The 7,484-nt window shown below is 76.7% G+C and carries 10 protein-coding genes; 5 read left to right on the top strand and 5 right to left on the bottom strand.

The genetic code is table 11. The annotated features are described in order from the left end of the window. Positions 1–375: GntR family transcriptional regulator (locus CS2_RS17120; protein ID WP_439951190.1), on the bottom strand; the 375-nt coding region annotated here is incomplete at its 3' end. Positions 376–436: 61 nt separating this feature from the next. Between CS2_RS17120 and CS2_RS19665 the strand changes: the two genes are divergently transcribed. The 3 genes from CS2_RS19665 to CS2_RS17130 are packed head-to-tail and all read left to right on the top strand — an operon-like array spanning position 437 to position 1,997. Continuing rightward, a complete protein-coding gene (locus CS2_RS19665; RefSeq protein WP_255430521.1) occupies positions 437–571 on the top strand; it encodes a hypothetical protein in 135 nt (44 codons plus the stop codon). Then, positions 568–1,209: a membrane protein YczE gene (gene yczE, locus CS2_RS17125; protein ID WP_046528581.1), complete on the top strand. Its 642-nt coding sequence runs from the start codon at positions 568–570 to the stop codon at positions 1,207–1,209. The genes CS2_RS19665 and yczE overlap by 4 nt, the downstream gene beginning before the upstream one ends. Positions 1,210–1,250: 41 nt before the next feature. Continuing rightward, positions 1,251–1,997, top strand: coding sequence for a hypothetical protein (locus CS2_RS17130; RefSeq protein WP_070320887.1), 747 nt, complete (start codon positions 1,251–1,253; stop codon positions 1,995–1,997). 94 nt (positions 1,998–2,091) lie between these two features. On the opposite strand, the gene CS2_RS17135 is transcribed toward CS2_RS17130, so the two are convergent. Then, positions 2,092–2,694 carry a DUF3043 domain-containing protein gene (locus CS2_RS17135; RefSeq protein WP_046528580.1) on the bottom strand — a complete coding sequence of 201 codons (603 nt, stop codon included), beginning with the start codon at positions 2,692–2,694 and terminating at the stop codon, positions 2,092–2,094. Between the two features lie 32 nt (positions 2,695–2,726). Here CS2_RS17135 and CS2_RS17140 point away from each other — a divergent pair, with 32 nt between their 5' ends. Beyond that, complete coding sequence (locus tag CS2_RS17140; protein WP_070320888.1) at positions 2,727–4,121, top strand: dipeptidase; 1,395 nt, start codon at positions 2,727–2,729, stop codon at positions 4,119–4,121. A gap of 27 nt (positions 4,122–4,148) precedes the next feature. Here CS2_RS17140 and CS2_RS17145 read toward each other — a convergent pair whose 3' ends face one another. From CS2_RS17145 to nadA, 3 genes are all read right to left on the bottom strand, one after another. After that, positions 4,149–4,667, bottom strand: coding sequence for an acyl-CoA thioesterase (locus tag CS2_RS17145; protein ID WP_070320889.1), 519 nt, complete (start codon positions 4,665–4,667; stop codon positions 4,149–4,151). Positions 4,668–4,730: 63 nt separating this feature from the next. Continuing rightward, a complete protein-coding gene (locus tag CS2_RS17150) occupies positions 4,731–5,330 on the bottom strand; it encodes a DJ-1/PfpI family protein (RefSeq protein ID WP_070320890.1) in 600 nt (199 codons plus the stop codon). 47 nt (positions 5,331–5,377) lie between these two features. Next, positions 5,378–6,574 carry a quinolinate synthase NadA gene (gene nadA, locus CS2_RS17155; protein WP_070320891.1) on the bottom strand — a complete coding sequence of 399 codons (1,197 nt, stop codon included), beginning with the start codon at positions 6,572–6,574 and terminating at the stop codon, positions 5,378–5,380. 85 nt (positions 6,575–6,659) lie between these two features. Between nadA and CS2_RS17160 the strand changes: the two genes are divergently transcribed. After that, the coding region (locus CS2_RS17160; protein WP_233421248.1) for a glycerate kinase at positions 6,660–7,484 on the top strand (825 nt) is incomplete at its 3' end.

A 7,484-nucleotide genomic window follows, 5' to 3' on the forward strand; every position in this document is an offset into this window, starting at 1 on the left:
GAGCCGCGGCGGTGCGGCGGGGGCGGCGGCCGTGAGGTCGACGAGCGTGCCGTCGACCGTGCCGAGGCTCGACGGCGCGCGGTCGCCGCTGCCGGGGGGCAGGGTCGTGACCGTGCCCGAGCCGCGCCGGCTCACGAGGAACCCCTCGTCGCGCAGCAGGTCGTAGGCGGCGGTCGCCGTGGTGCGGGAGACGCCGAGCGCGTCGGCGGTCTCGCGCTCGCCGGGCAGGCGTGTACCGAGCGGGAGCGCGCCCGAACGGGTCAGGGCGCGCAGCGCGTCGGCCAGCGCCTGGTAGGCGGGGCCGGGGCGGTGCCACGCGCCGAGCAGCACGCGCAGGCGCTGGCCGTTGATCCGTCGGTCGATGGTGATCGCCACGAGGCCACTATGCGCGAAGTGGCCATGGCAGGCAATGCCAAGAGTCGTCGATCCTGGGGCCATGTGGGTGTTCCTCGTTCTCCTCGCCGCGGCCGCGGTCGGTGGGGCCGTCGCGCTGGTGCGCACGGTCCGGGCCGACGGCCTCGGCCACCGTCCGCCGCCCCGCACCGACGTCGAGCCCGGGAGCCTCGCGTGAGCGCGCCCGCCGACGCCGCGACCGTCGCCGGTGCGCGGCGCGACGCGGTCGGGCGGCGCACGGCGCAGCTCCTCGTCGGGCTCGTGCTCTACGCCGCGTCCATCACGCTCCTGCTGCGCGCCCACCTCGGCGCCATGCCGTGGGACGTGCTCTCGCAGGGCCTCACGCGCGTCACCGGCTGGACGTTCGGCACCGTGACGGTCGTGGTGTCGCTCGTCGTGCTCGCGTGCTGGGTGCCGCTGCGGCAGCGCCCCGGTCCCGGGACGGTCGCCAACGTGCTCGTCATCGGTGTGCTCGTCGACCCGTTCCTCGCGCTCGCGGCCCTGCTGCCCGACCCGCTGCCGCTCGCGGCGCGTGTCCTGCTGCTGGTGCTCGGCATCGCGCTCAACGGCCTCGCGACGGCGCTCTACGTCGGCGCACGCCTGGGACCGGGCCCGCGCGACGGCCTGATGACCGGGCTCGTGGCGCGCACCGGCGCGCCCGTGCGCCTCGTCCGCGGCGGCATCGAGGTCGTCGTGGTCGCCGCCGGCTGGGCGCTCGGCGGCACCGTCGGGCTCGGGACGCTCGCGTACGCGCTGGCCATCGGCCCGCTCGTGCACGTGCTGCTGCCGCGCCTGACCGTGCCCGCGCGGCGGTAGCCTGCCGCAGGCAGCGCACGCGGCGAGGAGGACCCAGGCACATGCACACGGTCGGCACGGTGGTGGACGGCTTCGAGCTCACGGCGTCGGGCGAGTGGGTCCGCGTGTCGCCCACGGCGGGGTCCCCGTACCGGCTGGGGGACGTCGTCGACGGGCACATGCTGACGGCCGACCTGCGGTGGGTCCCGCTGCGACGCACGCCGGTCGCGCCGTACGTCGCCGGCGACGTCGTCGACGAGCACGTGCTGACGCCCGAGGGGGAGTGGGTGCCGCTCGCCGACCGTGTGCGCGACCGTGCCGCCACCGGGACCCGGGGCCGCACGTCACGTCCCGCCGCGTCCCCCGGGGGCGACGCCACGGCGGCCGAGCGCGCCGCACGTCGGGCCGCCGAGCAGCGGGCGGCGAGCGAACGGGCCGCGGCCGAGCGTCGCGCGGCTGCCGAGCGGGCGTCGGCGCAGCAGCGCGCCGCCGAGCAGCAGGCCGCCGCGGACCGTGCCGCGGCCGAGCGTGCCGCGGTTCAGCGTGCGGCGCAGCAGCAGGCCTCCGCCCAGCCCCGGACGACCTCCGGGGGCGGCGCCCCGCGCCGCACCTACCGAGTCGGCGAGGTCGTCAACGGCCACGTGCTCACGCCCGACAACCGGTGGGTGCCCGTCAGCGGCCCGGCCACGTCGACGCCGCAGCGTCCGCGGCCCCAGCAGCAGGCGCCCGGCGGCACCTACCGGCGGGTCCTGCCGTTCCTCGTCGTCGGGTTCGTGCTGCTGCAGGTCGTGCGCGCCTGCGGGGCCTGAGGCGCCGCCCGCCACCGGGCGGTGCAGACGCCGGCGCGGCGCGGGGGCGCCGGGGCCGTGCGGGTGCCGCGTCCTCCGGACCCGCGCGGCGACGTCAGGACGGGCGCTGCCCGTGCTTGACCTGCGGCTTCGGCAGGCGCGACGGGCGCACCTGGAACGCGCGCAGCACCGCGTACATCGCCAGCCCGCGCGGCGGCAGGCCCGACTCCCCGAACTTCGCCACGAGCCGCTTCCTGAGTCCCCGCCACATGAGCCAGGCGTCGGCGAGCGAGGCCATGATGTAGACGTACAGCAGCAGGAGCGAGGCGAACGCCACGACCGAGGCGCTGCGCGCCGTCGCGAACTGGATGACCAGCATCACCGCCGCGATCGGCAGGAACAGCTCTCCCAGGTTCCAGCGCGCGTCGACGTAGTCGCGCACGTACCGGCGCACCGGGCCCTTGTCGCGCAGCGGCATGTGCCGCTCGTCGCCCGTGCGCATCGCCTGGTACTCGAGCTCGCGCTGCACGCGCTGCTTCGCGCGCGCGTCCTTCGCGGCGGCGCGCCGGTCGGCGGGCACGAGGGGGCGCTTGTTGCGCGCCTCGGCCTCCTTGCGCGACGGCGTCGGCCGGCCCTTGCCCGTGGTCCCGGGCTTCGGCGGCTCCTCGACGACGGGGGCGTCGACGGTCGGCGGGGGGTCCTGCTTGCGTCCGAACACGACGCCAGGGTAGTCGAGTAGCGTCGTGGGGCGTGACCACCACCGACGCCGTCCCCACCCCCTCCGACGAGCGCGTCGCCGCCCTGCGGGCGCGCGTCGCGTCCCAGTTCGCCGACGTGCGCGCCGACCTCGAGGCGCTCGTGCGCATCCCCAGCGTGTCGAACGAGGCGTTCGACCGTGCGCACGTCGAGGCCTCGGCCGCCGCGGTCGCGCAGCTGCTGCGCGACGCGGGCATGCCGCAGGTCGACGTGCTGCGCGTGACGGGCGCGGACGGCACCGCGGGCGCCCCCGCCGTCGTCGCGCGCCGCCCCGCCCCCGCCGGTGCCCCGACGGTCCTGCTCTACGCGCACCACGACGTGCAGCCCCCCGGCGACGAGGCGCACTGGTCGACGCCGCCGTTCGAGCCGACGCAGCGCGGCGACCGGCTGTTCGGCCGCGGCGCCGCCGACGACAAGGCGGGCGTCGTCGCGCACGTGGGCGCGCTGCGCGCGCTCGGCGACGAGCTGGGCGTCGGGGTGACGGTGTTCGTCGAGGGCGAGGAGGAGGTCGGGTCGCCGACGTTCGTCGACTTCCTGCACGCGCACCGCGAGCTCCTGGCGGCCGACGTGATCGTGGTCGCGGACTCGTCGAACTGGAAGGTCGGCGTCCCGGGGCTGACGACGTCGCTGCGCGGCCTCGTCGACCTCGTGGTCGACCTCGAGGTGCTCGACCACGCGGTGCACTCCGGCATGTTCGGAGGTCCCGTGCTGGACGCCGTCACGCTGATGTCGCGCCTGGTCGCCACGCTGCACGACGACGCGGGCGACGTCGCCGTCGCGGGGCTCGTGCACGCCGACGACCCCGAGGTCGACTACGACGAGGACGACCTGCGCGCCGACGCGAGCGTGCTGCCCGGCGTCCGGCTCGCCGGCACGGGCCCCCTCACGGCACGCCTGTGGACGCGGCCCGCGATCGCCGTCATCGGCTTCGACGCGCCGCCCGTCGCCGGTGCGTACAACGTCGTCACGCCGCGCGCGTCGGTGAAGCTGTCGGTGCGCGTGGCTCCCGGCCAGGACCCGGCCGCCGCGACGGCCGCGCTGCAGGAGCACCTGCTCGCGCACGCGCCGTTCGGTGCGCGCGTGTCGTTCCGCGACGGCGAGGAGGGTCGTCCGTTCCAGGCGCCGCGCGACTCCGCGGGCATGCGCGCCGCGCGTTGGGCGATGGGCGCGTCGTGGGGCACGCCGCCCGTCGACATCGGCATCGGCGGCTCGATCCCGTTCATCAGCGACCTGCTGGACGTCTACCCGGACGCCGCGATCCTCGTCACGGGCGTCGAGGACCCCGACTCGCGCGCGCACGGCGCCGACGAGTCGGTGCACCTCGGCGAGCTCGAGCGGGTCGTGCTCGCCGAGGCGCTGCTGCTCGAGGTCCTGGCGCCGCGCGGCTGACCGACGGCGCCGCGTCGCGGCCCGGGCTCAGCGGTGGGCGACGTCCACCGCGCGGGCCCAGGCCGCGACGTCGGGGGGCAGCGCGGGGCTCTCGCGCGGCGCGCCGTCGATCAGCTCGACGACGTCGACGGGCGCGATCCGGTCGCCCGCACGTGACAGGAACCGCCCGGCGACCCAGCCGCGCGCGACGTGCTGCTCACCGCGGCCCATGACCTGCTCGAGGTAGACGACGCGCTCGTCCCAGCCCATGACGCGCGTCGTCACGGTGAACCGCTGCCCGAGCGTCAGCGAGCGGCGGTACTTCACCGTCGACGCCGCGACCACGGGGTACCAGCCGTGCCGGGCCAGGCGCCCGAACGCGCCCAGGTCGGCGAGGAGGTTCGACCGCGCGACGTCCATGTACTGCAGGTACACGCCGTTGTTGACGTGCCGGTACAGGTCGAGGTCGCCGGGGCGCACCCGCAGGTGCGTCACCGAGTCGTCGAGCAGGTCCATGCCCGGCACCGCGCGGCGGGGGCGGGTCGTGGCGAGCAGCAGCTGGATCATCCGTGACACGCGCAGGACCCTACCGACCGGCGCGCGTCGGTCGTGCGGCCGGCCGAGGATCCCTCAGGCGGGTGCGGGGACGACGTGCTCGATGCCCCACCGGACGCCGTCCGCGGCGGCGGGGGAGTCGAGCCGCGCGACGAGGTGCAGCGCGAGGTCGATGCCGGCCGTGACGCCCGCCGAGGTCACGACGTCGCCGTCGTCGACGAACCGCACGCCGCTGCGCACGTCGACGGTCGGGTCGGCGGCGGCGAGCTCGCCGAGCGCGCCGTGGTGCGTCGTCGCCGGCCGCCCGGTCAGCAGGCCCGCGGCGGCGAGCACGAGCGCACCCGTGCACACGCTCGCGACCAGCGGTGTCGCCTCCGCGGCGGACCGCAGCCACGCGAGGTGCGCGTCGTCCGTCATGAGCCGCCGCGCGTCCGGGCCGCCGGGGTGCACCAGGGCGTCGAGCGGGCCGACGTCGGACGCGCGGGTGGTGGGCGTGATCTCCATGCCCTTCGCGCAGCGCACGGGGGCGCCGTCGAGCGAGAACGTCAGCACCTCGGCGCCGAGCGCACCGTGCTTCGCCCACTGCGCGAGCACCTCCCACGGCCCGACGGCGTCGAGCTCCTCCACGCCGTCGAACAGCAGGATGCCGACGCGCGGCGGTCGGGGTGCGGTCACGGCGTCCTCCTGGTCGGTCGGGTGTCTCGGGCGTGCTGCGTGGTGGGTCAGTGGCCGGGCAGCGCGAGCATCTGGTCGAGCGCGACGCGCGCCCAGTGCGCGTCGTCCGGGTCGACGACGATGCGGTTCGGCACCCGCCCGGCGACGAGCTCCTCGAGCGCCCACACGAGGTGCGGCAGGTCGATGCGGTTCATGGTCGAGCAGAAGCACACCGTCGAGTCGAGGTAGTGCACCGTGAGCTCCGGGTGCTGCTGCGCCAGGCGCCGCACCAGGTTGAGCTCGGTGCCGATCGCCCACGACGACCCGGGCTCGGCCGCGTCGAGAGCCTTGATGATGTACTCGGTCGAACCGACCATGTCGGCCGCCGTGACGACCTCGTGCTTGCACTCGGGGTGCACGAGCACGGTCACGTCCGGCACCGCCGCACGGATGTCGGCGACGTTGCGCGCCGAGAACCGGCCGTGCACCGAGCAGTGCCCGCGCCACAGGATCATGCGCGCGTCACGCAGCTGCTGCGCCGTGAGCCCGCCGCCCGGCCTGCGGGGGTCGAACACGACGCAGTCGTCGAGCGACAGCCCGAGCGCCTGCACCGCGGTGTTGCGGCCCAGGTGCTGGTCCGGCATGAACAGGACCTTGCCGTGCCCGTCGACGCCGCCGACGCGGTCGAACGCCCACCGCAGCGCGACGTGCGCGTTGGACGACGTGCAGACCGTGCCGCCGTGCCGGCCGGTGAACGCCTTGATGGCCGCCGTCGAGTTCATGTAGGTCACGGGGACGGTGTCCTCGGCGACGCCCGCGTCGACGAGCACGTCCCACGCGTCCTCGACCTGGTCGATCGCGGCCATGTCGGCCATCGAGCACCCCGCGGCCAGGTCGGGCAGCACGACCTGCTGCGCGTCCGACGTGAGGATGTCGGCCGACTCGGCCATGAAGTGCACGCCGCAGAAGACGACGAACTCCGCGTCGGGTCGCGCGGCCGCCTCGCGCGCGAGTTTGAACGAGTCGCCCGTGACGTCCGCGAACGCGATGACCTCGTCGCGCTGGTAGTGGTGGCCCAGCACGAACGCCCGGTCGCCCAGCGCGACGCGCGCCGCGCGGGCGCGTTCGACCAGCGCCGGGTCGCCCGGGGCCGGGAGAGCGCCGACGCACTCGACGCCGCGCTCGGACGCCAGGTCCACCCCGCGGCCCAGCAGCAGCAGCGCGGACGGTGCGGGCTCGGTGAACGTGCCTGTGGTCGTCGTCACGGCGGCATGATCCCACAGCGCCCGCCGGCCGCCCGTGCACGTCGCGCGTGCCGGGACGGCCGCACCGGCGTGCCACGATCGTCGCGTGCGCGTCCTCATGGCTCCCGACGGCTTCGGCACCCGACTGACCCCGGCGCAGGCCGCCGACGCGCTGCGCGACGGATGGCGCGCGGGGGCGCCGCACGACGTCGTGGACGTCTGCCCGCTCGCCGACGGCGGCCCCGGGTTCGTCGCGACGCTGCACGCGAGCCTGGGCGGCGACGTCGAGCCGGTCACCGTCACGTCACCGCTCGGCGCCCCGGTGCCGGCCGCGCTGCTGCGCGTCGGGACGACCGTGCACGTCGAGTCCGCGCACGCGCTCGGCCTCGACCTCGTGCCCGACGACCGCCGCGACCCCACGCGCACGACGAGCCGCGGCGCGGGGGAGCTCGTCGCCGCGGCGCTGCGCGGCGCGCGCCGCGTGGTCGTGGGCCTGGGGGGCTCGGCGACCAACGACGCGGGCGCCGGTCTGCTGCTCGGGCTCGCGACCGCGCTGCTGCCGCCCGGCGCGGTGGCCGAGCGCGTCGCCGCGCTGCTCGCCGCGGGCGGCGGCGGTCTGGGCGAGGTCACCGCCGACGACCTCGCGTGGCTGCCCGACCTGCGCGCCGCGCTGCGTGACGTCGACCTGCTCGCGGCCGTCGACGTCGACGTCCCGCTGCTCGGCCTGCAGGGCGCGTCGGCGGGTTTCTCGCAGCAGAAGGGCGCGACGCCGGAGCAGGCGCAGGCGCTCGAGCGCGCCCTCGGCGCGTTCGCGCACGCCGCGACCACCGCGCTGGGTCCGGTGCGCACGGGCCCGGGGGCCGACCTGCTCGGCGGCGGCCCCGACGTGCGCGCCGCCCGGCTCACCGGCCTGCCCGGCGCGGGTGCCGCC

The sequence above is a fragment of the Cellulomonas iranensis NBRC 101100 = JCM 18110 genome (assembly GCF_001552375.1).
Taxonomy (GTDB): Bacteria; Actinomycetota; Actinomycetes; order Actinomycetales; family Cellulomonadaceae; genus Cellulomonas; species Cellulomonas iranensis.

Excerpts from the sequence above, each read along its gene's own strand:
- CS2_RS19665 (WP_255430521.1), top strand. The coding sequence starts at position 437 with ATGTGGGTGTTCCTCGTTCTCCTCGCCGCGGCCGCGGTCGGTGGGGCC.
- CS2_RS17130 (WP_070320887.1), top strand. The coding sequence starts at position 1,251 with ATGCACACGGTCGGCACGGTGGTGGACGGCTTCGAGCTCACGGCGTCG.
- CS2_RS17145 (WP_070320889.1), bottom strand. The coding sequence starts at position 4,667 with ATGATCCAGCTGCTGCTCGCCACGACCCGCCCCCGCCGCGCGGTGCCG.